The organism is Pseudomonas sp. Pseusp11 (genome assembly GCF_047304405.1).
Classification (GTDB): Bacteria; Pseudomonadota; Gammaproteobacteria; order Pseudomonadales; family Pseudomonadaceae; genus Aquipseudomonas.
The window spans coordinates 1-25,878 of the sequence record NZ_JBGLZF010000009.1 but is presented as its reverse complement, the minus strand read 5'-3'; the positions used below and the strand labels follow the sequence as shown (position 1 = coordinate 25,878).

The following is a 25,878-nucleotide window of genomic DNA, read 5'->3' as shown; positions in this document are numbered from 1 at the left end:
CGGTTTATCCTCGGATCGCCCAGAAAGCCAGGTTCAACCCCGGGAACTGACCCGCGATGTGGAACGCAAAACCGCCGGAGTTGGCCAGTTGTTGCCAATGCTCGCTGCCCCGGTCGAGTTCGTAATAGGTGGAGCCGGCGTGATAGGGAATCTGCCGTGGCGCCACCGGCAGCGGCAGCAGGCCGATGCCCGGCAATTGCAGGTTGACCATGTCGCGAATGTGTTCCACCGAGCCGATTTTGCTCTGCAGGCCGAAGCGGCTGCGCAGGGTCTCGGCAGGTACATCGGCACGCACCACCAGGATAAAACTGGCGTTGTCGAGCAGGGTCTTGTCAGCCAGCATGGCCACATGAATGCCGTAGGCTTTCTCGACAATCGGAATCGGCGTGGCCTTACTGTCGATCAGCATTGACAGCGCCTCACGCAGGGCTTGCATCACCGGCGCAAAACTCAGCGCGAGATCATCATGCTGGTACTGCGGGAATTCCTGCGGTCGCCGCCCGGAAGCGGTAAAGGTCGAGAATTCCCCGGCCAGGCTCACCAACTCGCTGTAGAACCGCTCGGGATGCAACGGGCTCAAGTGGCTCAAGTGCTGGATCAACGGCTGGGCACGGTTGACCAGTTGCAGCAGCATGAAGTCGGCAATCTCCGAGGCACCGCCGGCACCGGACGCCACCACCCGCCCGGCGAGCGCTTCGCCACGCTGATGAAGCAGGCCCAGTAGCTCATTGCGAAACGCAGCCAAGGGCGTGGAGGCGACCACATCCAACAGCGGCGGGATGTAAGTGTCATCGAGCACCAAGGCGCGGTCGGCGCGTTTCTCCTTGATTCGCACCAGGCCGATGGCCGCGTAGTCGCTGATGCCATCCTGGGCGACCAATAATCGCAGTGCCCTCGAACCCACGGCCACCGGCGCCTGGTTTTCGAACGGCGCGTTGTCGTCCCGTACTTCGCGCACCTGACTCACATAGCGCGCAGCACCCAGGGCCTCGCCTTCGTCAACGGTGTCACGCGCACCGGCGCGCTTGAGCGGCAAGGCCAGGTACACCAAACCATCGCGCAGGTTGTCATCGATATTCAGCGGGCTCGGCGCCAGGTCATCCTGGGGAATGTTGAATGGCGTGCCGTCTGGCAACAGGCCCCGTGCCGAGATGATCGCCAGTTTGCCCTGGGCCAGCAGGCCCTGGTCGATCAGCAACTCAGAAAACCCCCAGGCACCGGCCGACAATGGGCGACTCCGGGCGTCGATGAGGTTCTCCAGGTAACGGTCATGCTGCTGGAAGTGCTGCGTTCCAATGAACATGCCTTCCGACCAGACCACGCGATTGTTCCAGGACATGGGGGGCTCCGATTGTTTATTGGGCAGGGCTGGATGGGGGAACCGCGACGGCGCTGCGCACGGCTCGCACGTCGAGGCTGATCTGGTATTCGGTGTATTGGCGCGGCGGGACGTTCATCACCGTGCGCCACAGCGACTGATCCAGCTCGCGATACCCCACCAGCACGCCGATATGGCGGGTGGCCGGATCGAGGTCACGCTGCAGACTCAACTGCTGGCCAGGCTGGATCAGCACTTCGTCCTGGTCGATCAGATCCGCACCGAGCGTCGCCTGGGCTCGTTCGGCCAGTGCGAAATAATCGGAACGACCGAAGGTGGCGGCATTTTTCAATTCGAAAATGCGCACCCGGACCGGGGCCGGCTGGCCAGTGGCTCCGGGGTTGAGCCCGGCGATGGCGTGAAAGTGCAACTCGACGGCGGCCGTGTCGGCCTCAGCCTCTTCGGGCTGGGGTTTGGTGGCCTCCTTGGCACACGCGGTCAGCAGAAGCGCGGTGGCGACTGCGAGTAAAAACCTGTGAATCATCCTGCGTCCTCAATGACGTTTCAGCTGTCCGTTGTTCCGTTCTTTGCTCTGAATGCCGTTATGCAACGGCCACGCTCAGCGGCGGCGTTGTCTTGCACTGTGTTCTTCGTAGGCACGGCTGAATTCCCGACCGAACAGGTCCTGGAAATCCTCCTGGGCCTCACGGGAAATATTGCTGTAGAGCTCGGTGAACTGCTGCCAGTACTGGGCCTGTCGTGAACCATTGAAAATGCTCGACAGGCCACCGGGCTTGCCCATGCGCTCTTCCAGTTGTGCCGGCTCGAAACGCGCCAGCAGATGCTTGATCGCCGCTTCCACACCGGCCATCACCGCCAACTGGTGGGCACGCAAGTCATCGAAGCTGTCGCGCACCGCCAGGTCCGGCGCCATGAACGCTTGATTGGTGTGGCGCAACAGCAGCAGCAAGGCCTCATCGACGTTGGGAGCGAATTTCAGCGGGTTGTTTTCCACCGGCTGAATCATCGTCTGCTGAATGCGAAACTCGCCCTTGAGGCTGCTGCGGGCGCGCAAGACATCGATCAGGCCTTCGACCATCAATCGATAACTGCGGCCGATGTTTTCCATCTGCGCTTCGGCCTGGGCCTTTTCCAGGCGCACTTGATCCAGCCCGGCGCCGCGCAGAAAGGCTCGTAACAGGTCGGGTTGCGAATGGTCGACCGGGCCGGGCGGATTGACCGGATGCTCGACGATGGCCACGGGTGGTTCGTGCCGTGGTGGCGGCTCGACCGGTGCCTCGACCGGTACGCTGACTTGAGGCGCTGGCGGCGCAACCTCTGCAACAGGCAAGGGGGCGACAGGCAGGGGTGCAACCGCCACTGGCGCGGGCTTGTCGCTGAACAGGTCCCAATCTTCCGGAATCACCGGCGCTGGGGCTGGGGCCGACGCCAGCGGCACAGGCTCGGCCATGGGCGTCGGGTTGGGGATCGGGGTCGGTGGGCGGAAGTCGTGCTGCTCAGCCGGGACATGGTCGGACTGGGTGGCCGGCGGGACGGTGGTCGGTGCCAGAAAGTCGAACAAGTCCGGCAGCGTGTCCATGGCCGACACACCCTGGAAATGTGCAGGTGGTGTCATGGGCGACGATGTCGGCGTAGCCACGCCGGCGCCCTGACGCCCCATCAGAGCCTCGAAGCTGTTGGACGAATCGGCAAAAGGGTTGCTGTCAGTCACCGGCAGATTGAAATCGATGCGCGCCTGGATTTCATAATCACCTATGCGGATAACTTCCCCATCTTGCAACGGCTCGCTGTTTCCTTTGCGCAGACGAATGCCAGCCTTAACCAATTCCACACCATTAGTGCTGTTATCGGTTAAATAATATCGGCCATCTTTATATTGAATAACGCAATGCTTTCCGGAAACCAAGCGCTCTGGATCGGGCAATACCCAGTCATTATCAGAATTACGGCCAATTGCCATCACTCCCTGATCCATGGATTTTTCAGAGCATTGACCAGGGGTAATCTTGTGATAACTAGTGATAGTCAAACACAGCGGCATCTTGCCTCCTTGCTGCACACTTTGCGCGCCGGCGAATGAGGGGATCAATCCCCGCGGAACTCGCCGACAAACCTTGCAAACAACCTCAAAAACAACTTTTTACCAGCATATTTGCTGATCTTAACCGGTTTACGTGACAAAAAGCCTGCGTCAGTACCTTCCTGGACCTACCGGTCGCAAGGGTTGTTAAGCACCTCACATCTGTCACACAGGAGAAATAGCTTACCTTGACAAGCCATAAGTACTACACCAAAAATGAACAACTTTCTTGAATACAATGATGGCACTTTAAGATCATAGAGGATCCAAAGGGCCATTACACACAAGGAAACATGCGAAGTTCCACTTGGAACTAACGTGTGAACTGCCCGATTCTGTCTCGGGCGATAGGGAGATCAATTTCAGTGGAAGTGCCTTTGCTGCTCGCCGCCGTTTCCGCGACTTCGCCTTGTGGCGAAGATCTGGAATACGACGCGGACTTTTTGCGCCTGGAACGCGACTCCCAAGGCCAGCCCGAGCGCAGCATGGGCGATTCGATATTGCCTGCCGAACCGCCTGAATGGCGCAGCATCCAGCAGCAAAGCCTGGACTTGTTGCAACGCAGCAAAGACCTGCGTATCACCCATTTCCTTTTGCAAAGCTCCCTTGCCCTGGAAGGTGTCACCGGCCTGGCCCGCGTCCTGACGCTGATCAGTGAATTGCTCAAGCAATACTGGGCCGACCTGCATCCACGCCTGGATGCCGAAGACGACAACGATCCCACCGTGCGCATCAATGCCCTCGCCGGCCTGGCGTCCGATGCCACCATTCGCCTGCTGCGCGAAAGTATCCTGGCCCGTTCGCGAACCTTTGGCGCTGTCAGCCTGCGCGCCGCCGCCAACGCCAGCGGCCTGCAAAGCTTCCCTGACGAAAACCTCGGCGCCGAACAACTCGCCGGAGCGTTCCTCGACAGCGATCCCGAACAGTTGGACATCATCCGCAAAGCCTTGCACGAGGCCCGTAGCGCCGCCGAGACCATCGAACAACACGTCAGCGAACAAGTCGGCTCCGCCCAGGGCGTTGACCTTGGCCCGTTGAAGCAACCGCTCAAAATGGCCTTGCAGATTCTCGGCCAGTTCGCCCCGCAGAACGGCGACAGCCCCCTGCCCGATGCCATCAGCGACGACAGTGCCGCGCCGGTTGAATACCCCACCGCGCCAAGCGCGCCGCGCAACGCCAGCACCGGCGAAATCAACAACCGTGACGACGTGCTGCGCAGCCTGGACCGGATTCTTGCGTATTACACCCGTCACGAGCCCTCCAGCCCCCTGCCGGTGCTGTTGAACCGGGCAAAGAATCTGGTGCACGCCGACTTCGCGGCGATCGTGCGCAACCTGATTCCCGACGGCATCAGCCAATTTGAAAACCTGCGCGGACCAGACAGCGAATAAAAGCGTACGGATCACGCAGTCACGTCACCGGCACCGCCGATGACGCCAACACCGTCGCTTGAGCGACCAGGAGCAGCAACGTGGCGAAGCAAAGTTCTCAGAAATTCATCGCGCGCAACCGTGCGCCTCGAGTGCAGATCGAGTACGACGTCGAGCTTTACGGCGCCGAGAAAAAGGTTCAGTTGCCCTTCGTGATGGGGGTTATGGCTGACCTCGCCGGCAAGCCCGCCGAGCCTCTGGCACCTGTGGCCGATCGCAAGTTCCTTGAAGTGGATGTGGACAACTTCGACTCCCGCCTCAAGGCCATGCAGCCACGCGTTGCGTTCCACGTGCCCAACGAGCTGACCGGCGAAGGCAACCTGAGCCTGGACATCACCTTTGAAAGCATGGACGACTTCAGCCCGGCCGCCGTGGCGCGCAAGGTCGACTCGCTGAACAAGCTGCTCGAAGCGCGCACTCAATTGGCCAACCTGCTGACCTACATGGACGGCAAGACCGGTGCCGAAGAAATCATCATGAAGGCCATCAAGGATCCGGCGCTGCTCCAGGCACTTGCCAGTGCGCCCAAGCCCGCCGAGCCTCAGGCTTAATCAGGACGAATGATCATGACCGATCCAGTACGCGCAAGCGCCCAGACACTGGGCACCACCGAAGAAGCCAGCGAGTTCGCCTCCCTGCTGCTGCAAGAATTCAAACCCAAGACCGAACGCGCCCGCGAAGCCGTCGAGACCGCCGTGCGCACCCTGGCCGAACAGGCCCTGGCGCAGACCGACCTGGTGTCCAACGACGCCATCAAGTCGATCGAGTCGATCATCGCTGCCATCGACGCCAAGCTCACCGCTCAGGTCAACCAGGTCATCCATCACCCGGAGTTCCAGCAACTGGAAAGCGCCTGGCGTGGCTTGCACTACCTGGTCAACAACACCGAGAGCGACGAGCAGCTCAAGATCCGCGTGCTCAACATCTCCAAGACCGACCTGCACAAGACCCTGAAGAAATTCAAGGGCACCGCGTGGGACCAGAGCCCGATCTTCAAAAAGATGTACGAAGAAGAATACGGCCAGTTCGGCGGCGAACCTTACGGCTGCCTGGTGGGCGATTACTACTTCGACCAGTCGCCGCCGGATGTCGAATTGCTGGGCGAACTGTCGAAAGTCTGCGCCGCCATGCACGCGCCATTCATTGCCGCCGCATCGCCGACCGTGATGGGCATGGGCTCGTGGCAGGAACTGTCGAACCCGCGCGACCTGACCAAAATCTTCACCACCCCGGAATATGCCGGCTGGCGCTCGCTGCGTGAATCGGAAGACTCGCGTTACATCGGCCTGACCATGCCGCGCTTCCTGGCACGCCTGCCGTACGGTGCGAAGACCGACCCGGTGGAAGCCTTCGCCTTCGAAGAAAATACCGACGGTGCCGACAGTTCCAAGTACACATGGGCCAACGCCGCTTACGCGATGGCGGTGAACATCAACCGCTCGTTCAAACACTTTGGCTGGTGTTCGCGCATTCGTGGCGTGGAGTCTGGTGGTGAAGTGGAGAACCTGCCGGCGCACACCTTCCCGACCGACGACGGTGGCGTGGACATGAAGTGCCCGACCGAAATCGCCATTTCGGACCGCCGTGAAGCGGAACTGGCGAAGAACGGTTTCATGCCGCTGCTGCACAAGAAAAACACCGACTTCGCCGCGTTCATCGGCGCCCAGTCGCTGCAAAAGCCGGCCGAGTACGACGACCCGGATGCTACCGCCAACGCCAACCTGGCCGCGCGCCTGCCCTACCTGTTCGCCACCTGCCGTTTCGCCCATTACTTGAAGTGCATCGTGCGCGACAAGATCGGCTCCTTCAAAGAGAAGGACGAAATGCAGCGCTGGTTGCAGGACTGGATCCTCAACTACGTCGACGGTGACCCAGCGCACTCCACCGAAACCACCAAGGCCCAGCACCCATTGGCGGCGGCCGAAGTGATTGTCGAAGAGGTGGAAGGCAACCCGGGGTATTACAACTCCCGGTTCTACCTGCGCCCGCACTATCAGCTCGAAGGTCTGACGGTGTCGCTGCGCCTGGTATCCAAGCTGCCTTCGGCTAAAGGCGCGTAACACCGCCCTTGATGTGATCGCTCCCACGCTCAGCGTGGGGACGATCAGAAAAACACAACGTGGTAGACACCACACAGGGAGAGAACATGGCTGTTGATATTTTCATCAAGATCGGCGACATCAAGGGCGAGTCCATGGACAAGGCCCACAAGGACGAAATCGACGTCTTGAACTGGAGCTGGGGCATGTCTCAGTCCGGCAATATGCACGTGGGCGGCGGCGGCGGAGCCGGCAAGGTGAACGTCCAGGACCTGTCGCTGACCAAGTACGTCGACAAGGCTACACCCAACCTGATGATGCACTGCGCCAGCGGCAAGCACATCGACAAGGTCAAGCTGACTGTGCGCAAGGCCGGCGGCGAAAGCCAGGTCGAGTACATGATCATCAACCTGGAAGAAGTGCTGATCAGCTCCCTGAGCACCGGCGGCTCGGGCAGCGATGATCGTCTGACTGAAAACGTCACCCTGAACTTCGCCAAGGTGCTGGTGGACTACCAGCCGCAAAAAGCCGACGGCACCAAGGAAGGCGGGCCGATCAAGTTCGGCTGGAACATCCGCCAGAACGTCAAGGTGTAATCGAACGTGCCCCCGTCGTTATGCGTCGGGGGCATTTTGGTGCTTGCTCGAATCCAATCCTTTCCCATCCGGTGTCTGAGTCATGGCCAAGCCTTCGTTTGTCAATTTGTGGAAAGCCTATTCCGACCTTCTGGTTACGTATCCTGACGCCAAGCCCTGTGAGGGCCCTTGGGAAAACCAGTGTGCTATCCGCATGAGCGCGACACTCAATGCAGAGCTGACCATCAAGGTCAACAAATCCACCTATACCGAACCCAAGTGTGCACATGAGCACGCCCGGGGTGCCGAGTCGCTGGCGAACTGGTTGTGGAAGCATCATCTGGGGCGACCAACCATTCTGGGTAACAGCGCCGAGGAGCGTCGCACGTTGATGGGCAAGACCGGGCTTATCTTCTTCAAGGACTGTTTCCAGCAGTCAGGGGAGTCGGCGGACAATCGTACTGGCGATCATATTGATCTATGGAATCGGGGCCTGACCCAAACCGGCGACCTCTTTTACAGATCCAGAGCTGTCTGGTTCTGGGAGCTCGCATAATGAAAAATCACCGGCTCGCCATGTGCCTGGCGATAAGCCTGACCAGCCTGAGCGCATGCGCCGAACATGCCCAGATGCCAACAACCCAGACCGTCTTTGTTGGGCAGCAACTCAGCCTGATTAACGACCAGGGTCAATGCACGCTGGTCAAACCCGACCAGAGTCGCATGAAGCTGGACATGGAATGGCCTTGCAGCTTCAGCCTGAATAAACAACAGCAACTGCGCGTAGAAACGTTCAACAACATCCCGATATTTTCGGTCTGGCGCAGCGAGCACATGCCTGCGCCCAGCCGCGACTGCCTCAGCAAAATGCAGGCTATCCGCCAGATCCCGGGAGGGCTGGAGGCGGGAGCGGTCAACACGTTTGCGTCCTGCGGCACGGGAGGGGACCAAAAAATGTATGTAGCGCCATTTACGTGGTAACCGACATCGCCACCCGCGATCGCCTGCAACCGTCCCTGCTGGATCGGTTGACCGACGACGACCCAGGCAACCTCAAGGAAAGCGCCGACAAGCGCGTACTGTCCCTGACCCAACTCAAAGCCTCGGTGCTGCGGGACCTGGCGTGGCTGCTCAACACCACGTCATTGCTCAGTGCCGATGCGACGCTGCACACACCGGCCGGCACTTCGGTGGTCAACTTCGGGCTGCCGGCCCTGGCCGGCAACAGTGCATCGAACGTAGATATCGCGGCGCTTGAAGCACTGATCCACCAGGCCATCGCCACGTTCGAGCCGCGGATTCTGCGCCATACCCTGCGCGTGCGGGCCCGGGCATCCGCCGAGATGAATCACAACGCCCTGAGTTTCGAGATCGAAGGCGACCTCTGGGCCCAGCCAGTGCCGCTGCGCCTGATGCTGCAAACCGACCTGGACCTGGAATCCGGCCATGTGCGAGTGGTCAACGCCGACCAGCGGAGACACTCATGAACCCGCGCCTGCTGGAACTGTACAACCAGGAACTGCACCACGTGCGCGAAAGCGCGGCGGAGTTCGCCCAGGAATACCCGAAAATCGCCAGCCGGCTGACGTTGTCCGGCATGGACTGCGCCGATCCGTACGTCGAACGCTTACTGGAAGGGTTCGCCTACCTGACGGCGCGGGTACAGCTCAAGCTCGATGCCGAATACCCGACCTTCACCCACAACCTGCTGGAAATCGCGTACCCCCATTACCTGGCGCCGACACCGTCGATGACCGTGGTGCAATTGCAGGCAGACCCCGATGAAGGCTCACTGAGCAGCGGCTTCCCGTTGCCCCGGGATACGGTTCTGCGCGCAGCCCTGGGTCGCGAAAGCCAAACCTGCTGTGAGTACCGCACCGCCCATGCGGTGACGTTGTGGCCATTGCAGGTCAGCCAGGCCGAGTACTTCGGCAACCCGTCCGCCGTGCTCGGGCGCCTGGCCGCCAGCGCCCCCAAGGCCAAGGCTGGCCTGCGCCTGACCCTGCGCACCGGTGCCGAACTGCCGTTCAACAGTCTGGCCCTGGACAACCTGCCGCTGTACCTCAACGGCGCCGACGAACAGCCCTTTCGCCTCTACGAACAGTTGCTGGGTAATGCCTGCGCCGTCTTCGCCCGTCAGCCCGGCGGCGATTGGGTAGAACGCCTGCCACAGGATGCACTGCGCTCCGTGGGGTTCGACGATACCGACGCCGCGTTGCCAGTGGTGTCGCGAGCCTTCCAGGGCTATCGCCTGTTGCAGGAATACTTCGCCCTGCCCCGCCGCTTTCTGTTTGTCGACTTCACCGGGTTGAGCCGGGCGGTCAAACGCTGCCAGGGCCAGGAGCTGGAATTGATTGTGCTGTTCAACCGTCACGATCCGAGCCTGGAAGGCAGCGTCGGTGCCGCGCAGTTCCTGCCGTTCTGCACCCCGGCAATCAACTTGTTTCCCAAGCGCCTGGATCGCATTCACTTGTCGGAACGGGTGAATGAACACCATGTGATCGCCGACCGTACCCGGCCGATGGATTTCGAGATTCATTCCCTGACCGCCCTCACCGGCCATGGCACCGGGTCGGAACAGCCTTTTTTGCCGTTCTACGCCGTCCGCGATCCGTCTCGCTACGGCCGCGATCAGGCGTATTACACGGTGCGGCGCGAACCCCGCATGCTCTCCAGCGGTCAGCGGCGCAACGGCCCACGTTCGACTTACATCGGCAGCGAGACCTTCGTCAGTCTGGTGGACAGCCAGCAGGCGCCCTATCGTCACGATCTGCGCCAATTGGGCGTTACGGCGTTGTGCACCAACCGCGACCTGCCGCTGTTCATGAGCGTGGGCAACAACAAGACCGACTTCACCCTGGCCGACAGCGCGCCGGTAGCGGCGGTACGCTGCGTGGCAGGCCCGAGCCGCCCACGCGCCAGCCATGCCCACGACGCCAAGGCCTGGCGGTTGATCAGCCAGCTTTCGCTCAATTACTTGTCCCTCAGCGAGCAAGGCCAGGGCGCCGCCGCCCTGCGCGAGCTGCTGCGCCTGTATGGCGACGACAACGATGCAGCCTTGCAATTGCAGATCGAAGGCCTGCGCGAAGTCAGCAGCAAAGCCTGCACCCGACGTTTGCCAATGCCGGGCCCGATCGTGTTTGGCCGCGGTATGGAAATCACCCTGGAATTCGATGAGAACGCGTTTCGTGGCACGGGCGTCTTTTTGCTCGGTGCAGTCTTCGAGCGCTTCCTGGCACGTTACGTGTCGATCAACAGTTTTACCGAGACGGTGATCCGTACCACCGAGCGCGGCGAGATCATGCGATGGAAAGCCAAACCCGGACGCCGTCCGACCCTGTGAATACCCTGGACGCGATGCACCAGCAGCCCTGGGAATACGACTTCTTCCAGGCATTACGGCGCATCGAGTGCGAATCGCCTGAGCTTCCGCGCCTGGGTCATTCGTTGCGCCTGGCCGATGACCCCTTGCGCCTTGGGCAACAAGCCGATTGCACCTTCGCTCCGGCGACCCTGGCCTCGGTACAGCCGGGTATCGACGGTTCGCCAGCGCGTCTGGAACAGTTCTTTTTCGGCCTCGGCGGCCCCAATGGCCCGTTGCCGCTGCACCTCACCGAATATGTGCGTGAACGCCAGCGCAACAACGCCGACAGCACCAGCAAACGCTTTCTGGATGTATTCCACCATCGCCTGCTGAGCCTGTTTTACCGGGCATGGGCCGAAGCGCGACCGACAGTCAGCCATGATCGCCCGGACGATGACTATTGGTCGGCACGTCTGGCAGCGCTAAGCGGTCGAGGCATGCCGAGCCTGCTCAAACAAGGCCTGATACCCGACACGGCGAAGCTGCATTACAGCGGTCATCTGTCGGCACAAACCCGCTATCCCGACGGTTTGAAGGCAATCATCGGCGAGTACTTCGGCCTGCCGGTGGAGATCGAAGAATACGTCGGCCAATGGCTGGTGCTGCCGGAGCGCAGCCGCGTGGGCGTCAGCGCCCATCAATTGGGCGTGGATTTTTGCCTGGGCCGCTGCGTCTGGGATCGCCAGCACAAATTCCGCATTCGCCTGGGGCCGCTCAAGCTGGACGACTACATGAGCATGTTGCCCGGCAGCCCATCCTTCAATGAGCTGGTGGCCTGGGTGGCCGAATACCTGGGCCATGAACTGGACTGGGATCTGAACCTGGTTCTGAAACAGCCCGAAGTGCCGACGCTGCAACTCAATGGCCGCTTCCGCCTGGGGTTCAATACCTGGGTGGGCAAGCCCGCAAAAGATGCCAAGGACTTAATACTGGCCCGGCATTACGCCGAGCAAGCCAACACCTCACAGATCTCAAGGAGCCAAGAGCATGGGTGAAATCAGTCGCGCCGCGTTGTTCGGCAAACTCAATAGCGTGGCCTACAAAGCCATCGAAGCCGCCACCGTGTTCTGCAAGTTGCGCGGTAACCCTTATGTGGAACTGGCCCACTGGTTTCATCAGTTGCTGCAATTGCAGGATTCAGACCTGCACCGCCTCATCCGCCAGTTCAATATCGAGCCGGCGCGCCTGGCCCGGGACCTGACCGAAGCCCTGGACCGTTTGCCACGGGGCTCGACGTCAATCACTGACTTGTCTTCCCATGTGGAAGAAGCCGTGGAGCGTGGCTGGGTCTACGGCAGCCTGATGTTCGGCGAAAGCCAGGTGCGTACCGGTTATCTGGTGCTGGGCATCCTCAAGACCCCGAGCCTGCGCCATGGATTACTGGGACTGTCGGCAGAGTTCGACAAGATCAAGGTCGAGGCCCTGAGCGAGCGTTTTGACGAGTACGTCGGCGACTCGCCGGAAAATGCACTCAGCGCCAGCGATGGTTTCAACGCCGGCAGCGTGCCCGGTGAAGCCAGTGGCGCCATGGCCCCAAGCGCCATGGGCAAGCAGGAAGCGCTCAAGCGCTTTACCGTCGACCTCACCGAACAAGCCCGCAGTGGCAAGCTTGACCCGATCGTCGGCCGTGACGAAGAGATCCGCCAACTGGTGGACATCCTCATGCGCCGTCGGCAGAACAACCCGATTCTGACCGGTGAAGCCGGCGTCGGAAAAACCGCGGTGGTCGAAGGTTTTGCCCTGCGCATCGTCGCCGGCGACGTGCCGCCGGCGCTCAAGGACGTGGAACTGCGCAGCCTCGATGTCGGCCTGTTGCAGGCCGGCGCGAGCATGAAAGGTGAATTCGAACAGCGCCTGCGCCAAGTCATCGAAGACGTCCAGGCCTCACCAAAACCGATCATCCTGTTTATCGACGAAGCCCACACCCTGGTAGGTGCCGGTGGCGCCGCCGGCACCGGGGACGCGGCCAACCTGCTCAAGCCGGCCCTGGCCCGGGGTACCCTGCGCACCGTGGCCGCCACGACCTGGGCCGAGTACAAAAAGCATATCGAAAAAGACCCGGCCCTGACCCGCCGCTTCCAGGTGGTGCAAGTCGCCGAACCGTCCGAAGACAAGGCGCTGCTGATAATGCGCGGCGTGGCCTCGACCATGGAAAAACACCATCAGGTGCAGATCCTCGACGAAGCCCTGGAAGCCTCGGTCAAACTGTCCCATCGCTACATCCCGGCGCGCCAGTTGCCGGACAAATCCGTGAGTCTGCTGGACACCGCCTGCGCCCGGGTCGCCATCAGCCTGCACGCCGTGCCGGCCGAAGTGGACGACAGCCGTCGGCGCATCGAGGCGTTGGAAACCGAGCTGCAGATCATCGCCCGCGAGCACGCCATCGGCATCGTCATCGGCGCCCGTAATACCCAGTGCGAAAGCCTGCTGAACGCTGAGCGCGAACGCCTGGTCGAGCTGGAAAGCCGCTGGGCTGAAGAAAAAACCCTGGTGGACGAACTGCTCGCCACCCGCGCCACCCTGCGCGAACGCGTCGGCGTGGTGGACAGCGAGGACGGCAGCGAGACCAGCCACGCCTTGCGCGAAAAACTGGTGGACCTGCAACAGCGCCTCAGCGCCCTGCAAGGAGAAACCCCGCTGATTCTGCCGACGGTCGATTACCAGGCCGTGGCCTCGGTGGTCGCCGACTGGACCGGTATTCCGGTAGGCCGCATGGCCCGTAACGAACTGGAAACCGTGCTCAACCTCGACCAGCACCTGAAGAAACGCATCATCGGCCAGGACCATGCCTTGCAGATGATCGCCAAACGCATCCAGACCTCCCGCGCCGGCCTCGACAACCCGAGCAAGCCGATCGGGGTATTCATGCTCGCCGGCACCTCCGGCGTGGGCAAGACCGAAACCGCCCTGGCGCTGGCCGAAGCTATGTACGGCGGCGAGCAAAACGTCATCACCATCAACATGAGTGAATTCCAGGAAGCTCACACGGTGTCCACCCTCAAGGGCGCGCCACCGGGCTACATCGGCTATGGCGAAGGCGGCGTACTGACCGAAGCCGTGCGGCGCAAACCCTACAGCGTGGTGCTTCTGGACGAGGTGGAAAAGGCCCACTCGGACGTGCATGAAATCTTCTTCCAGGTCTTCGACAAAGGCGTGATGGAGGACGGCGAAGGCCGGGTGATTGACTTCAAGAACACCTTGATTCTGCTGACCACCAACGCTGGCACCGAGCTGATTGCCCAGGTCTGCAAAGACCCGCAAAACGTGCCGGAGCCCGAAGAAATCGCCAAGGCCCTGCGCCAACCACTGCTGGAGATTTTCCCGCCGGCATTGCTGGGCCGGCTGGTGACCATTCCGTATTACCCGCTCAGCGACGAGATGCTCAAGGCCATCACCCGCCTGCAACTCAACCGCATCAAGAAGCGCGTGGAAAACACCCACAAGGTGGCTTTCGACTACGACGACGCGGTGATCGACCTGATCGTCTCCCGTTGCACCGAAACCGAAAGCGGCGGGCGGATGATCGACACCATCCTGACCAACAGCCTGCTGCCGGACATGAGCCGCGAATTCCTCACCCGCATGCTCGAAGGCAAAGCGCTGGCAGGCGTGCGGATCAGCGCCCGGGATAACGAATTGCACTACGACTTCAGCGACGCCGCCTAAGCGGCCACCCCTCTGTAGGAGCTGCCGAAGGCTGCGATCTTTTGATCTTGATCTTTCCCTTGAAACTCAAGCGACATCAAGAGAAAAGATCGCAGCCTTCGGCAGCTCCTACGGAAGGAATCGAGCAGTGACAAGGGATAACTGATGCTATTCAAGCAACTCTCACGCCTGGCAAAGATCACCAGCCCCCTGGGGCCGGATGTGCTGTTGCTCAAGGACATGGGCGGAGACGAAGAATTGGGGCGGCTGTTCAGCTATGAGCTGCAGTTGCACTCGCTGGACAACGCCATCGACCTCAACCAGTTGCTCGGCAAACCCATGTGCCTGAGCCTGCAACTGGACGGCGGTGGCGAGCGTCATTTCCATGGCATCGTTGCCCGTTGCAGCCAGAACGTCGACCAGGGCCAGTTCGCCAGCTACCAGGCCACGCTGCGGCCCTGGCTTTGGCTACTGACCCGCACGTCCGATTGCCGGATTTTCCAGAACCTGACCATCCCGCAGATCATCAAGCAGGTGTTTCGTGACCTGGGTTTCTCGGATTTCGAAGATACCCTGAGCCGGCCCTATCGCGAGTGGGAATACTGCGTGCAGTATCGCGAAACCAGCTTCGACTTCGTCAGCCGCCTGATGGAACAGGAAGGAATCTACTACTTCTTCCGCCATGAACAGGGTCGTCATGTGCTGGTGCTGGCCGATGCCTACGGCGCCCATGCCAACGTGCCCGGCTATGCCTCGGTGCCCTACTACCCCAAGAATGAACAGCAGCGCGAACGCGATCACATCTACGATTGGCACCTGGCCCAGCAAGTCCAGCCGGGCTCGCTGGAACTCAACGACTATGACTTCCAGCGCCCTGGCGCGCGGATTGACGTTCGCTCGGCCATGCCCCGTCCGCACACCGCCGGCGATTATCCGCTGTACGACTACCCCGGCACCTATGTGCAAAGCGAAGACGGCGAGCACTACGCACGTACCCGTATCGAAGCCTTGCAGACCCTGCACGAACAGGTCGAGCTGGCCGGCAACGCCCGAGGCCTGGGGTCGGGTCATTTGTTCAGCCTCACCGGCTTCAGCCGCCAGGACCAGAACCGCGAATACCTGATCGTCGGCGCCCGCTACCACATTGACCAGGAAAGCCTGGAAACCAGCGGTGGCGCGGCCTCGGCGCAGTTCGAAAGCAACCTGACCTGCATTGACGCCCAACAAAGCTATCGCCCGCTGCCCAACACCCACCGTCCCATCGTCAAAGGCCCGCAGACCGCACTGGTGGTTGGCCCCAAGGGCGAGGAAATCTGGACCGACCAGTTCGGCCGGGTGAAAGTGCATTTCTATTGGGACCGTCACGACCAATCCAACGAAAACAGTTCGTGCTGGATTCGCGTGTCGCAATCCTGGGCCGGAAAAAACTGGGGCTCGATGCAGATCCCGCGGATCGGCCAGGAAGTCATCGTCAGCTTCCTCGAAGGCGACCCGGATCGGCCGATCATCACCGGCCGCGTCTACAACGCCGAACAGACCGTGCCCTACGACTTGCCGGAAAACGCTACCCAGAGCGGCATGAAAAGCCGTTCGAGCAAGGGCGGCTCGCCGGCCAATTTCAACGAAATCCGCATGGAAGACAAAAAAGGCGCCGAGCAGTTGTATATCCATGCCGAGCGCAATCAGGACATCGTGGTCGAGGTGGATGAAAGCCACTCGGTGGGCCACGACCGCAACAAAAGCATCGGGCATAACGAGACGGTGACCATCGGCAACAATCGGCTGCGCATCGTCAAGCAGGAAGACATTCTGTCGGTGGGCCAGCGCAAGACCGACAGCATCAGCCAGAGCTACGTCATCGAAGTGGGCGAAAACCTGCGGCTGGTATGCGGCGAAAGCATCCTGGAGCTCAACGCCAGCGGCCAGATCAACCTGACCGGCGTGCAAATAAGCTTCTATGCCAGCGGTGACGCCGAGATCAACACCGGCGGCGTGCTGCACCTGAACAACGGCGGCGGCCCTGGCGCCACGCCTGACGGCCAGGGCGTCAAGGCCAGCATCGACGCCAATATCAATGCCGCATTCCCCAAGCCCAAGGGCTAACCACGAGATTCAAGCGCCATGACTTACCGCATCAATGAGTTCCAGTTCCAGCTGCCGGCAGGCGAGCTGCAAGACGCGACGATCAACATCCTCAAGTTCCCCGAACTGGGCACCTCGCTGATTGTCAGCCGCAGCTTGCTGGCCGAGGGCGAAACCCTGCAAAGCAACTTCGACGACCAGCTCAAGCGCCTGGAAAAACAAGTGCAGGACTTGCGTTTTCAACCGGGCGTCGCCGTGCGCCTGGGCGCCAGCCAGGAGGTCGAAGGCATCGAGTTGCGCAGCCAGTTCAACAAGGGCAACGACAAAGTCTTCCAATATCAGTTGGCGCTGGTATTGCCCGGCACCCGCAAAATGCTCGCCCTGAGCTACGTGAAGGCGGAAAAACTCGGCGATGCCGAAGCCGCGCATTGGGCAACCATCAAGAGTTCGCTGTTGTTCGACGTTCCGGCCTGATGAGCACCCTGCATGTCTGACGCACTCTGGGCCGCCCGGCTGGGCGATGCACTCGACCACACCTCGATGATGGCCGACATCCTCGGCGGCGTGCTGGAGGTGGCTGCCAACATCGCGATCACCGCGGTGGCGACGGCTGCAGTGGTGGCGGCCACGGGCATCACCGTCGCCACCGGCGGCCTCGGTTGCTTCCTGCTCGGCGCGGTGGTGGGCACCATCGTCGGCCTCGCCATGAGCAAGACCGGGGCCGACAAAGGCTTGAGCAACCTGTGCGAGAGCTTCAGCAATGCGCTGTTCCCGCCCACGGTGCAGGCAACGATTCTCACCGGCTCCACCAACACCCTGACCAACAACATGCCCGCCGCCCGGGCCGCCGGGGCGATTCCATCCCATGTCGCGCCAGCCGGCACCGAGCTGGAGGCACTCGAGCCCGAAGCCGAGCCCAGCTATCTGGACATGGCCGAGAGCTTCTTCTCGCAGATGTGGCGCCCCACCGTCGCCACCCCGGCGCCCGGCGCCGTGCCCAAGCCGCTGGATCTGGTCACCTGCATGAAGCATCCGCCGATGCCGCCGCAGTTTCTGGCCGAGGGCTCGGACAAAGTCACCATCAACGGCCAGCCCGCCGTGCGCAGCGGCGACCGCACCACCTGCGACGCCAAGGTCGTATCGTCCGGGCTGATCTCATCGAACGTGACCATTGGTGGCGGTTCGGTGGTAGTACGTGAGATCCGCAGCGGCAAGACCCCGGGCGTGGGGCTGGCGGTCACCGCGTTGCTGATGCTCAAGGGCGGCAAGGGCAAGTTCTTCAGCAAATTGCCGTGCATGCTGATCGGCGGCGCGACGTCGATGGCTGTCAGCAGCGCCATGGGCGCCATGGCCAACGCCGCCATGGGTTCGTCGAACCCGGTGCATGCTGCGACCGGGGCCAAGGTGCTGGGTGGGGACGAAGAGCTGGATTTCGTGCTGCCGGGCATCTTGCCGATCGATTGGCAGCGCTTCTACAACAGCCGTGACGAACGCCGCGACGGGCTGTTCGGCGCCGGTTGGAGCGTGTCCTACGAGGTGTGTGTTGAAATCCTGCCTCACCCGGAGGGTGGAGAAACGCTGGTCTACACCGATGAGCAGGGCCGGCGCATCGATATGGGCTCGATTCCTCTGGGCGGCGCGGTGTTCAGTGCGGGTGAAGGGCTGAGTGTTCGGCGCCACGTCAATGGGCAGTTGTTGATTGAAAGTACGGACGGGTTGTACCGGCTGTTCGACCCGACGCCGGGACATGTATCGCTGCTGCGCCTGAGCCAGCTCGGAGACCGCAACGACAATCGCATCCACCTCGACTATGGCGATGACGGGCGCCTGCTGCAGCTCCGAGACACCTTCGATCTGGTCAGCATTGAGCTGATCTACGATGCGCGCTGGCGCCAACGGGTCAGCCGGATCGAGCGATTGTATGCAGACCAGCGCCGCGAAGTGCTGATGCACTACGGCTACGATACCCAGGGTGATCTAATCGAGGTGCGCCAGTCCAACGGGCAGGTGAAACGTCAGTTTGCCTATGACACCGGACGCCGTATGGTCGAGCATCAGTTGCCGACCGGGCTGCGTTGCTTCTACGAATGGGCGTTGGTTGAAGACCTTGAATGGCGCGTGGTCCGCCACTGGACCGACGCGGGCGACCAATACACCTTCGACTATGACCTGGCAGCAGGGACCACACGCATCACCGACGGTCTGAATCGGGTCAGCACGCGTCACTGGGATGCTCAGTACCAGATCATCGAAACTACCGACGCGCTGGGACGTACCTGGACATTCCGGTGGAATGACGAAAACCAATTACTTGGGGCGACCGATCCTGCGGGCGGGCAGCATCAATTCAGCTACGACGAAGCGGGAAATCTCAGCGAGACTCGCGACCCGCTCGGGCGCAGCGAATCGACCCTGTGGCTGGAACACTGGGCCTTGCCGCTGGCAGAAACCGATGCGGCTGGAAATACCTGGCTGTATCACTATGACTCACACGGCAACTGCATCCGCGAAACCGACCCGTTGGGCCACGTTACCCGCTATCGCCATGATGCCCACGGCCAGGTCGTGGAGATCATCGACGCCAGCGGCAAGCGCAAAACATTACGCTGGACGGCACTCGGCCAACTCAGTGAACACACCGACTGTTCCGGTTTCACCACGCGGTTGAGTTACTGCGAGCGTGGGTTGCTGCTCACCAGTACCGATGCGCTGGGCGAACGCACGCGTTTCACCTACGACGACCAGGGCCGGTTGCTCAGCAAGCAACTGCCAGACGGGCGCACTGAACATTATCAGCGTGACGCGAGCGGCCAGCTGATCGGCTACTGCGACCCCGCCGGGCACACCACTCACTTCGAGCACACATTGGGTGGTCACCTGCGTCTGCGCACCGACGCCCACGGTCGCCGGGTGGAGTTGAACTACGACGTCTATGGTCGCCTGCAAACCCTGACCAATGAGAACGGCGAACGCTATAAGTTTGCCTGGGACTCCAGCGACCGGCTGATTGCGCAACATAGCCTGGACGGCAGCCTCAAACGCTATGCCTACGACCCGCTGGACAACGTCACTCGCGTGGAGGCACTCACCGCTCCCGGTAGCACGGACCTGGACCTTTCGCCGCAAGCGCCTGTCGTCCATGACTTGGAACGCGATGCGGTGGGTCGATTGGTGGCCAAGGTCACCGAGGATGGTCGCACCGAGTACTGCTATGACGCGCTGGATCAAGTCACCGCCATCACCTTCACCAGCCACACGGGCGAGCAACAGAACCTGGGCTTCAGTTACGACCCCCTTGGACAACTGATCGCCGAACAGAGCTGGGCCGGACGCCTGGAGCATCGCTATGACGAACTGGGCAACCTGACCCAGACGCTGCTGCCTGATGGCCGATGGCTGAACCGCCTGCATTACGGCAGTGGTCATCTGCATCAGATCAACCTCGACGGTCAGGTCATCAGTGACTTCGAACGCGATCGCCTGCACCGCGAAGTGCTGCGAACCCAGGGGCGCCTCAATACCCGTAGCGAATACGACCGCAGCGGCCGCCTGCGTACCCGCCAACGTCGGCACCAGAGCCAGTCCGCGCTGCTGCCACCGGCAACGAAAAGCCAATTTGGTTATGACGCCAGCGATCAACTGGTCGAACGTTTCGACAGCCAACCCGACGCCCAGCACCGCCAACTGCTGCACTACGACGCCACAGGTCGCATCCTCGCCAGCCAAGACAATGTCCAGGGCCAGCGCGAAGCGTTTGCCTATGACCCCGCCGCCAACCTGCTCGATGGTTTATCGACGGGCGCAGGTCTGGTGCTGCATAACCGACTGCTGACCTTTCAGGACAAACGTTACCGTTATGACGGCTTCGGCCGTATGGTTGAAAAACGCAGTGCCCAACGCGGTGTCCAGCGCTTCAGTTATGACGCCGAGCAGCGTCTGGTGGAAGTTCGCAACAACGACGGTTCGGTAGTGAAGATGACCTACGACCCTATGGGCCGGCGCATCGAAAAAGCCGAGTATGACCGCCACTCGACCCTGCTGAGCCGAACCCGCTTTACCTGGGATGCGTTGCAACTGTTGCAGGAGCATCGAAATAACCAGACCAGCCTCTACATTTACGCCGACGAGGGCCATGAACCGCTGGCGCGGGTCGACGGGCTGGGTGAGCAACAGAAAGTCCGTTACTACCACAACGACCTCAACGGCCTGCCCGAGCAACTCTCGGAAAGTGACGGCCACACGCTCTGGCAAGCTCGTTACCAGGTCTGGGGCACCACGGCTGAAGAGTTGCGCGAGCCGTATTACATCGAAGAACAGAACCTGCGATTCCAGGGCCAATACCTGGATCGAGAAACCGGGCTGCACTACAACACGCTGCGCTTCTACGACCCGGACATCGGGCGCTTTACCACACCGGACCCCATCGGGCTGGCTGGTGGGCTGAACCTCTACCAATACGCGCCAAATCCGGTGAGCTGGATCGATCCCTTGGGGCTGATGAAATGCTCGAGCCCGCCAAAGGGCCGAAAAGTCAGCCGAACGGTTTACCGTTTCGAAGAGCCTGGACGTATCAGCACGACCTGGACCGCCCACAAGTGGAACGTTGCATCAACTCACCGTTACACCGCCTCGGGACTGGGTGGAGTCTATGGCGCGAACTCGCGAAAAACCGCATTAGGGGAAGTCACTCACTGGAAAGTCGACTTATCCACGCGAGTGCTGGTCAGCAAAAAAGTGCAGCTCAACAACGTTCTGGACCTGACCCGCGCCGATGTGCGCAAACAAATGGGGGTCAGCCTCAAAAGCATTACTGGTTCGAAATACACCGAGACTCACCAGATTGGCGCCTGGGCGAAAGCCAACGGCTATGATGGGATCCTGGCGCCGTCAGCCCGTAACCCGACCGGCAGCAACTTAATTTCCTTTGCAGGTTTTTGAAGATGGAACAACTGGAAGACGATTACCCTGGCGATGCCGAATGGCAAAAGTTTGTGCGGTTATACGAAGAAGATTACCTCGACGACAACGCCCGCACCCTGGCGAAACAACTGGATGGCAACCTTGATATGGCGGTCATTCTCTATGGTAAAAGAGGGCTCAAGGAAGGTTTGTGGTGGGTCGAACAACAGGTGCCGGCCTTGGATAACATTCGGCCGGCCGATTGCCTCAAGGATCCGAGGCTGATCAAACGCCTGAGGACTGCGCTGATGCGCATGCCGTAACCAACAAGGAGAAAGGTGCAATGGAAGGCATCGAATTGCGCAACCCGCACAACGATTACGCAGCCGTCAGACACTTACGTCGGATTAACATCCCGCATGTCTGACGCACTCTGGGCCGCCCGGCTGGGCGATGCCCTCGACCACACCTCGATGATGGCCGACATCCTCGGCGGCGTGCTGGAGGTGGCAGCGAACATCGCGATCACCGCGCTGGCGACGGCTGCCGTGGTGGCGGCCACGGGCATCACCGTTGCCACCGGCGGCCTCGGTTGCTTTCTGCTCGGCGCGGTGGTGGGCACGATCGTCGGCCTCGCCATGAGCAAGACCGGGGCCGACAAAGGCTTGAGCAACCTGTGCGAGAGCTTCAGCAATGCGCTGTTCCCGCCCACGGTGCAGGCGACGATTCTCACCGGCTCCACCAACACCCTGACCAACAACATTCCCGCCGCCCGGGCCGCCGGGGCGATTCCGTCCCATGTCGCGCCGGCCGGCACCGAGCAGGAGGCACCCGAGCCCGAAGCCGAGCCCAGCTATCTGGACATGGCTGAGAGTTTCTTCTCCCAGATGTGGCGCCCCACCGTCGCCACCCCGGCGCCCGGCGCCGTACCCAAGCCGCTGGACCTGGTCACCTGCATGAAGCATCCGCCGATGCCGCCGCAATTTCTGGCCGAGGGCTCGGACAAAGTCACCATCAACGGCCAGCCCGCCGTGCGCAGCGGCGACCGCACCACCTGCGACGCCAAGGTGGTGGGTTCCGGACTGATCTCACCCAACGTCACCATTGGTGGCGGCTCGGTGGTGGTGCGTGAGATCCGCAGCGGCAAGACTCCGGGCGTGGGGCTGGCGGTCACCGCGTTGCTGATGCTCAAGGGCGGCAAAGGCAAGTTCTTCAGCAAATTGCCGTGCATGCTGATCGGCGGCGCGGCGTCGATGGCTGTCAGCAGCGCCATGGGCGCCATGGCCAACGCCGCCATGGGTTCGTCGAACCCGGTGCATGCGGCGACCGGGGCCAAGGTGCTGGGGGGCGATGAAGAGCTGGACTTCGTGCTGCCGGGCATCTTGCCGATCGATTGGCAGCGCTTCTACAACAGCCGCGACGAACGACGCGACGGGCTGTTCGGCGCCGGTTGGAGCGTGTCCTACGAGGTCTGCGTGGAAATCCTGCCTCACCCGGAGGGCGGGGAAACGCTGGTGTACACAGATGAGCAGGCCCGGCGCATCGATATGGGCTCGATTCCTCTGGGCGGCGCGGTGTTCAGTCCGGGTGAAGGGCTGAGTGTTCGGCGGCATCGCAATGGGGAATTGTTGATTGAAAGCGATGACGGGTTGTATCGGCTGTTCGACGGTACACCCGGTAATCCGTCGTTGTTGCGCCTGAACCAGCTCGGTGACCGCAATGACAACCGCATCCACCTCGACTATGACGACGCCGGACAGTTGGCGCGCCTGCGGGACACCTTCGATCTGGTGCAGGTCGAATTGATTCGGGAGCGCGACCGCGTGGCTCGAGTGGAACGCGTGTATCCCGACCAGCATCGTGAAGTGCTCGTCAGTTATGGCTACGACACAGTGGGCGATCTGGCCGAAGTGCGCGACGCCACCGGCCAGGTGCAACGGCGCTTCGCCTACGACGCCGGGCGGCGGATGGTCGAGCATCAGTTGCCCACGGGGCTGCGATGCTTCTATGAATGGGCGTTGGTTGAAGACCTTGAATGGCGCGTGGTCGGGCACTGGACCGACGAAGGCGACACTTACCAGTTCGACTATGACCTGAAGGCCGGTGTCACGCGCATCACCGATGGTTTGCAGCGCATCAGCACACGACGCTGGAACACCCAGCACCAGATCACCGAATACACCGACAACCTCGGCCAGACCTGGCAGTTCGAGTGGAACGACGAACGCCAATTGCTCAGCGCCACCGACCCGCAGGGCGGGCGCTACGAATACAGCTACGACGACGCCGGCAACCTGATCGGCGAAACCGCCCCGCTGGGCCGCAGCGACTCGACCCTATGGCTTGAGCACTGGGCCTTGCCGCTGGTGGAAACCGATGCTGCAGGCAACAGCTGGCAATATCGCTACGATCAGCGCGGCAACTGCATCGCCGAAACCGATCCGCTGGGCCAAATCACCCGCTACCGCTACGACACCCACGGCCAGGTGGTCGAGATCATCGACGCCACCGGCAAGAGCAAAAGACTACGCTGGAACCCGTTCGGCCAACTGGTCGAACACATCGATTGTTCGGGTTATCCGACGCGGTTCAACTACGACAACCGGGGCTATCTGCAAACGATCACCGATGCCCTCGGCGAACGCACCCAATTCAGTTACGACGCCCAGGGACGGTTGCTCAGCAGCCAATTGCCGGACGGCCGCACCGAGCAGTATCAGCGCGACGTCAGCGGCCAGTTGATCGGCTACACCGACCCGGCCGGGCACACCACGCTGTACCAACACAACCGCCGCGGCCAGGTGCGCCAGCGCACCGACGCCCACGGCCGACAGGTGCAGTTCGGGTATGACCGCTACGGCCGGTTGCAAGCGCTGACCAATGAGAATGGCGAGAGTTATCGGTTTGCCTGGGATGCCGGGGATCGGCTGATTGAACAACAAGATCTCGACGGCAGCGCCAAGCGCTACACCTATGACCTGCTGGATAACGTCGCGGCGGTCACGGCTGTTCCGGCGCCTTACGGCAACGGCCTGGCCGTCGTCCCCGAGTCGCCCCCCGCTCCCATCGTTCACCGACTGGAACGCGACGCCGTCGGCCGGCTGATCGCCAAAGTCACCGACGATGGCCGCACCGACTACACCTACGACCCACTGGACCAGCTCACCGCCGTCACCTTCACCGACCACCAGGGCAACGCACAAACCCTGAGCTTCGCCTACGACGCCCTCGGCCAGTTGCTCGAAGAACACAGCGCGGCTGGCAGCCTGCAATATCACTATGACGAACTCGGCAACCTGATCCAGACCCAACTGCCCGACGGCCGCTGGGTCAATCGCCTGTACTACGGCAGCGGCCACCTGCACCAGATCAACCTCGACGGCCAGGTCATCAGCGACTTCGAACGCGACCGCCTGCACCGCGAAGTGCTGCGCACCCAGGGCCAGATCAGCACTCGTAGCGAATACGACCGCAGCGGGCGCTTACGCTCACGCCAACGCCGACACAGCAGCCAGCCATCACTGATGCCGGCAGCGGTGCAGAAACATTTCGAGTACGACCCCGCTGACAACCTGATCGGCAAACTCGACCAACAACCCGCCACGCAACACCGCCAACTGCTGCACTACGACGCTACTGGCCGCATCATCGCCAGCCAGGACAGCCTGCACGGCCAGCGCGAAACCTTCGCCTACGACGCCGCCGCCAACCTGCTGGACGGCCCGCAACCCGGCGCCGGGCTTGTGGTGCACAACAAACTGCTGACCTATCAGGACAAGCGTTATCGCTATGACGCGTTTGGCCGGATGATCGAAAAACGCAGCGCTCAACGGGGCCTGCAACGTTTTGCCTACGACGCCGAGAGTCGCTTGGTTGAAGTGCGCAACGCAAACGGCAGCGTGGTCAGAATGACCTACGACCCGCTGGGCCGGCGCATCGAAAAAACCGTACACGACACCAACGGCTACCCCCTCGGCGAAACCCGCTTCACGTGGGACGGCCTGCGCCTGTTGCAGGAACATCGCCATCAGCAAACCAGCCTCTACCTCTACGAAGACGAAGGCTACGAACCCCTGGCCCGGGTTGATGGCACCGGCCCGCTGCAAAAAATCCGCTACTACCACAACGACCTCAACGGCCTGCCGGAACAGCTCACCGAGGCAGACGGCCACAACGTCTGGCAGGCAACTTATCGGGTGTGGGGCAACACGTTAGAAGAGGTACGCGAGCCGTACTACATCGAAGAGCAGAACCTGCGGTTTCAGGGGCAGTACCTGGACCGGGAGACGGGGCTGCACTTCAATACGTTCAGGTTTTATGATCCGGATGTGGGGCGGTTTACGACGCCGGATCCGATTGGGTTGGCGGGGGGATTCAACCTCTATCAATACGCACCGAATCCGATTGGGTGGGTGGATCCGTGGG

The 25,878-nt window shown here is 61.5% G+C and carries 18 protein-coding genes; 15 read left to right on the top strand and 3 right to left on the bottom strand.

Going from position 1 to position 25,878, the window contains the following annotated elements:
* Positions 1-4: 4 nt before the first annotated feature.
* The 3 genes from tssK to tagH form a co-directional block, all read right to left on the bottom strand.
* Positions 5-1,339 carry a type VI secretion system baseplate subunit TssK gene (gene tssK / locus ACCC96_RS09580; protein WP_305410547.1) on the bottom strand — a complete coding sequence of 445 codons (1,335 nt, stop codon included), beginning with the start codon at positions 1,337-1,339 and terminating at the stop codon, positions 5-7.
* 16 nt (positions 1,340-1,355) lie between these two features.
* Positions 1,356-1,862, bottom strand: a complete 507-nt coding sequence (gene tssJ / locus ACCC96_RS09575; protein ID WP_018927420.1) for a type VI secretion system lipoprotein TssJ — start codon at positions 1,860-1,862, stop codon at positions 1,356-1,358.
* A gap of 75 nt (positions 1,863-1,937) precedes the next feature.
* Positions 1,938-3,380 carry a type VI secretion system-associated FHA domain protein TagH gene (tagH, locus tag ACCC96_RS09570; RefSeq protein ID WP_413695672.1) on the bottom strand — a complete coding sequence of 481 codons (1,443 nt, stop codon included), beginning with the start codon at positions 3,378-3,380 and terminating at the stop codon, positions 1,938-1,940.
* A 404-nt stretch (positions 3,381-3,784) separates the two neighbouring features.
* On the opposite strand from tagH, the gene tssA reads away from it, so the two are divergent.
* From tssA to ACCC96_RS09495, 15 genes are all read left to right on the top strand, one after another.
* On the top strand, positions 3,785-4,810 hold the full coding sequence (gene tssA / locus ACCC96_RS09565; protein WP_413695671.1) for a type VI secretion system protein TssA: 1,026 nt from the start codon (positions 3,785-3,787) through the stop codon (positions 4,808-4,810).
* Between the two features lie 80 nt (positions 4,811-4,890).
* Complete coding sequence (tssB, locus tag ACCC96_RS09560; protein ID WP_007894500.1) at positions 4,891-5,400, top strand: type VI secretion system contractile sheath small subunit; 510 nt, start codon at positions 4,891-4,893, stop codon at positions 5,398-5,400.
* A gap of 15 nt (positions 5,401-5,415) precedes the next feature.
* Entirely contained in the window at positions 5,416-6,909 is a 1,494-nt protein-coding gene (tssC, locus tag ACCC96_RS09555; protein WP_018927417.1) for a type VI secretion system contractile sheath large subunit, read from the top strand.
* A gap of 86 nt (positions 6,910-6,995) precedes the next feature.
* Positions 6,996-7,484: an Hcp family type VI secretion system effector gene (locus ACCC96_RS09550; RefSeq protein WP_018927416.1), complete on the top strand. Its 489-nt coding sequence runs from the start codon at positions 6,996-6,998 to the stop codon at positions 7,482-7,484.
* A gap of 82 nt (positions 7,485-7,566) precedes the next feature.
* The gene (locus ACCC96_RS09545) at positions 7,567-8,019 is read left to right on the top strand and encodes a type VI secretion system amidase effector protein Tae4 (RefSeq protein WP_018927415.1); all 453 of its coding nucleotides are present in this window, start codon (positions 7,567-7,569) and stop codon (positions 8,017-8,019) included.
* The gene (locus tag ACCC96_RS09540; RefSeq protein WP_413695670.1) at positions 8,019-8,444 is read left to right on the top strand and encodes a hypothetical protein; all 426 of its coding nucleotides are present in this window, start codon (positions 8,019-8,021) and stop codon (positions 8,442-8,444) included. The genes ACCC96_RS09545 and ACCC96_RS09540 overlap by 1 nt, the downstream gene beginning before the upstream one ends.
* On the top strand, positions 8,438-8,950 hold the full coding sequence (tssE, locus tag ACCC96_RS09535) for a type VI secretion system baseplate subunit TssE (RefSeq protein ID WP_018927413.1): 513 nt from the start codon (positions 8,438-8,440) through the stop codon (positions 8,948-8,950). The genes ACCC96_RS09540 and tssE overlap by 7 nt, the downstream gene beginning before the upstream one ends.
* On the top strand, positions 8,947-10,806 hold the full coding sequence (gene tssF / locus ACCC96_RS09530; protein WP_019650055.1) for a type VI secretion system baseplate subunit TssF: 1,860 nt from the start codon (positions 8,947-8,949) through the stop codon (positions 10,804-10,806). The genes tssE and tssF overlap by 4 nt, the downstream gene beginning before the upstream one ends.
* Complete coding sequence (gene tssG, locus ACCC96_RS09525) at positions 10,770-11,822, top strand: type VI secretion system baseplate subunit TssG (protein ID WP_026331811.1); 1,053 nt, start codon at positions 10,770-10,772, stop codon at positions 11,820-11,822. The genes tssF and tssG overlap by 37 nt, the downstream gene beginning before the upstream one ends.
* Positions 11,815-14,493: a type VI secretion system ATPase TssH gene (tssH, locus tag ACCC96_RS09520; RefSeq protein ID WP_413695669.1), complete on the top strand. Its 2,679-nt coding sequence runs from the start codon at positions 11,815-11,817 to the stop codon at positions 14,491-14,493. The genes tssG and tssH overlap by 8 nt, the downstream gene beginning before the upstream one ends.
* A gap of 144 nt (positions 14,494-14,637) precedes the next feature.
* Positions 14,638-16,575: a type VI secretion system tip protein TssI/VgrG gene (gene tssI / locus ACCC96_RS09515; RefSeq protein ID WP_413695668.1), complete on the top strand. Its 1,938-nt coding sequence runs from the start codon at positions 14,638-14,640 to the stop codon at positions 16,573-16,575.
* Between the two features lie 18 nt (positions 16,576-16,593).
* On the top strand, positions 16,594-17,028 hold the full coding sequence (locus tag ACCC96_RS09510; protein WP_052967849.1) for a DcrB-related protein: 435 nt from the start codon (positions 16,594-16,596) through the stop codon (positions 17,026-17,028).
* Between the two features lie 12 nt (positions 17,029-17,040).
* Entirely contained in the window at positions 17,041-21,492 is a 4,452-nt protein-coding gene (locus ACCC96_RS09505; RefSeq protein ID WP_413695667.1) for an RHS repeat-associated core domain-containing protein, read from the top strand.
* A gap of 2 nt (positions 21,493-21,494) precedes the next feature.
* Positions 21,495-21,776, top strand: coding sequence for a hypothetical protein (locus tag ACCC96_RS09500; RefSeq protein WP_413695666.1), 282 nt, complete (start codon positions 21,495-21,497; stop codon positions 21,774-21,776).
* 96 nt (positions 21,777-21,872) lie between these two features.
* Positions 21,873-25,878 (top strand): RHS repeat-associated core domain-containing protein (locus ACCC96_RS09495; protein ID WP_413695665.1); only part of this gene is annotated, 4,006 nt, incomplete at its 3' end.

Bases quoted from the DNA above. Each gene is read 5' to 3' on its own strand.
- tssK (WP_305410547.1), bottom strand. From the start codon at position 1,339: ATGTCCTGGAACAATCGCGTGGTCTGGTCGGAAGGCATGTTCATTGGA.
- tssJ (WP_018927420.1), bottom strand. From the start codon at position 1,862: ATGATTCACAGGTTTTTACTCGCAGTCGCCACCGCGCTTCTGCTGACC.
- tagH (WP_413695672.1), bottom strand. From the start codon at position 3,380: ATGCCGCTGTGTTTGACTATCACTAGTTATCACAAGATTACCCCTGGT.
- tssC (WP_018927417.1), top strand. From the start codon at position 5,416: ATGACCGATCCAGTACGCGCAAGCGCCCAGACACTGGGCACCACCGAA.
- ACCC96_RS09550 (WP_018927416.1), top strand. From the start codon at position 6,996: ATGGCTGTTGATATTTTCATCAAGATCGGCGACATCAAGGGCGAGTCC.
- ACCC96_RS09545 (WP_018927415.1), top strand. From the start codon at position 7,567: ATGGCCAAGCCTTCGTTTGTCAATTTGTGGAAAGCCTATTCCGACCTT.
- ACCC96_RS09540 (WP_413695670.1), top strand. From the start codon at position 8,019: ATGAAAAATCACCGGCTCGCCATGTGCCTGGCGATAAGCCTGACCAGC.
- tssF (WP_019650055.1), top strand. From the start codon at position 8,947: ATGAACCCGCGCCTGCTGGAACTGTACAACCAGGAACTGCACCACGTG.
- tssG (WP_026331811.1), top strand. From the start codon at position 10,770: ATGGAAAGCCAAACCCGGACGCCGTCCGACCCTGTGAATACCCTGGAC.
- tssH (WP_413695669.1), top strand. From the start codon at position 11,815: ATGGGTGAAATCAGTCGCGCCGCGTTGTTCGGCAAACTCAATAGCGTG.
- tssI (WP_413695668.1), top strand. From the start codon at position 14,638: ATGCTATTCAAGCAACTCTCACGCCTGGCAAAGATCACCAGCCCCCTG.
- ACCC96_RS09510 (WP_052967849.1), top strand. From the start codon at position 16,594: ATGACTTACCGCATCAATGAGTTCCAGTTCCAGCTGCCGGCAGGCGAG.
- ACCC96_RS09505 (WP_413695667.1), top strand. From the start codon at position 17,041: ATGTCTGACGCACTCTGGGCCGCCCGGCTGGGCGATGCACTCGACCAC.
- ACCC96_RS09500 (WP_413695666.1), top strand. From the start codon at position 21,495: ATGGAACAACTGGAAGACGATTACCCTGGCGATGCCGAATGGCAAAAG.